At 73.0% G+C, this 2599-nt stretch carries 3 protein-coding genes; all 3 read left to right on the top strand.

Going from position 1 to position 2599, the window contains the following annotated elements; all coding sequences use genetic code 11:
* A partial coding sequence (locus ACTUAL_RS23010) for a methyl-accepting chemotaxis protein (protein ID WP_440901695.1) occupies positions 1-1341 on the top strand: 1341 nt, incomplete at its 5' end.
* A 146-nt stretch (positions 1342-1487) separates the two neighbouring features.
* Positions 1488-1913, top strand: coding sequence for a Fur family transcriptional regulator (locus ACTUAL_RS23005; RefSeq protein WP_096495289.1), 426 nt, complete (start codon positions 1488-1490; stop codon positions 1911-1913).
* Between the two features lie 84 nt (positions 1914-1997).
* Positions 1998-2599 (top strand): peroxidase family protein (locus ACTUAL_RS23000; protein ID WP_440901694.1); only part of this gene is annotated, 602 nt, incomplete at its 3' end.

Here is a 2599-nt window from a genome sequence, read left to right as displayed (position 1 = left end):
GCCGCCTTCCTCACCTCCTCGCAGGCCTTCGCGACCGAGCTGGACGCCCTCGGCGCGGCCGGGCTGACCGAGGCCGAGCGGGGGCACTACGAGGCCACCGTGGCGGACTTCGCGGAGTTCATGAAGCTCGACCAGCAGGTGGTCGCGAACTACCGGCTGGGCACCCCCGAGTCCGCCGCCGCCGCCGACAAGCTGGTGCTGGTCGACGAGATCGCCATCTTCGAGCGCATCACCAAGGACATCGACCAGATCGTCGCCTCCGTCCTCGCGCGCAGCGACGAGGCCGTCACCAGGGCGAACGCCACGGCCGACAGCGCCACCACCCTGCTGATCGCCAGCGGGGTCGCCGCGCTGCTGCTGGGCGCCGCCCTCGCCGCGCTCCTGGTCCGCTCGATCACCCACCCGCTGAACGCCCTGCGCGACGACCTCGTCGGCGTCGCGGACACCCTCGACCTGACCAGGGGCGCGGACGCGGCGGGCCGCGACGAGATCGCGCTGGCCGCCGAGGGCTTCAACCGGCTCCTGGAGCGGGTGCGCGGCCTGGTCCGCGAGGTCACCTCCACCTCGCGGGACGTGGCGGGCGCGGCCGAGGAGCTGAGCGCGGTCAGCGTGCAGCTGGAGCACGGCGCCAGGTCCACGAGCGACCGCGCGGGCACGGTCAGCACCAGCGCCGGGGAGGTGTCGGCGATCGTCACCACGATGGCCGCCGCCGCGGAGGAGATGAACGCCGCCGTCGCGGAGATCTCCAGCAGCGCCACCAGGGCGACCCAGATCGCCGAGGACGGCGTGCGCACGGCCGCCGAGGCCGACGCGACCATGGTGCGCCTCGGCGAGTCGTCGGCGGAGGTCGGCTCGGTGGTGAAGCTGATCAACGACATCGCCCAGCAGACCAACCTGCTCGCCCTCAACGCCACCATCGAGGCCGCCAGGGCGGGCGCCGCGGGCCGGGGCTTCGCGGTCGTCGCGGGCGAGGTGAAGGAGCTGGCGCTGCAGACGTCGACGGCCACCGAGGAGATCGCCCGGCAGATCGAGGCGATCCGGGTGGGCAGCACCGAGGCGGTCGCGGCCATCGCGAAGATCCAGAGCGTCGTCACCGACATCAGCGCCACCCAGCTGACCATCGCCTCGGCGATCGAGGAGCAGACCGCGACCACGGGCGAGCTGAGCCGCAACGTCGCCGAGACCGCCGACGGCGCGAACTCCATCGCGCACTCCATCGCGACCGTGGCCCAGGCGGCGGGCGAGACCAGCGCGGGCGCCACCACCACCCGCGACACCGCCGACTCGCTGTCGCGCTCCTCCGCCGAGCTGCAGCGGCTGATCTCGGGCTACACCGTCTGAGCGAGCCCCCGCCGCGAGCGGCGGACCCGCACCCCGAGGTCCCGCGGCGCCGAGCGCGCCCGCGGGACCTCGGCGTTGGCAACCCCCGAACAGCGTAAGCAGTCCAATACTTGATTAGTTCCACTCTTTCCGCCACACTCCTCTGCGTGCCCACGTCCGCCGAGTTCCAGCAACTGCTCCGCGACGCCTCGCTGCGGGTCACCGCGCCGAGGATCGCCGTGCTGTCCGCGGTGCACGCCCACCCCCACGCCGACACCGACTCGATCATCGGCGTGGTCCGGGGGGCGCTCGGCGCCGTGTCGCACCAGGCCGTGTACGACGTGCTCCGCGCGCTCACCGGCGCGGGCCTGCTGCGCCGCATCGAGCCGCCCGGCTCGGTCGCGCGGTACGAGGCCCGCGTCGGCGACAACCACCACCACGTCGTGTGCCGGGCCTGCGGGGCCATAGCCGACGTGGACTGCTCGGTCGGCCAGGCCCCCTGCCTCACCGCCTCGAACTCCCACGGCTTCGTCATCGACGAGGCCGAGGTGGTCTACCGGGGCCTGTGCCCCGACTGCGCCTCCACGCGCTGAGCCACCGCCGCCCCACCACAACACCGCACGAACACCGCACCACCCCCCGTTCGACCGCTGTTCCCGCTCCCGGAAGGATCTCCTGTGTCCGACAGCCCCAACGCCGTCGTCGGTGACATGAACGTCGAGGAGGCGGGCGGCTGCCCCGTCGCCCACGGCCGCTTCTCGCACCCGACCGAGGGCGGGAGCAACCGCGACTGGTGGCCCAACCAGCTCAACCTCGCCATCCTGCGCAAGCACTCCCCCGTGGCCGACCCCATGGGCGGCGACTTCGACTACGCGGCCGAGTTCGCCACGCTCGACCTGGACGCGCTGGCCGCCGACGTGGACGCCCTGCTGACCACCTCGCAGGACTGGTGGCCCGCCGACTTCGGCCACTACGGCCCGCTGATGATCCGCATGGCCTGGCACAGCGCGGGCACTTACCGCACCCACGACGGCCGCGGCGGCGCGGGCGCCGTCATGCAGCGCTTCGCGCCGCTCAACAGCTGGCCCGACAACGGCAACCTCGACAAGGCCCGCCGACTGCTGTGGCCCGTCAAGCAGAAGTGGGGCCAGAAGGTCTCGTGGGCCGACCTCATGATCTTCACCGGCAACCGCTCGCTCGAGACGATGGGCTTCACGACCTTCGGCGTCGCCGGCGGCCGCGCCGACGTGTGGGAGCCCGACGAGGACGTCTACTGGGG

This window comes from Actinosynnema sp. (assembly GCF_052038725.1).
This window is presented reverse-complemented; position numbering and strand designations above follow the sequence as displayed.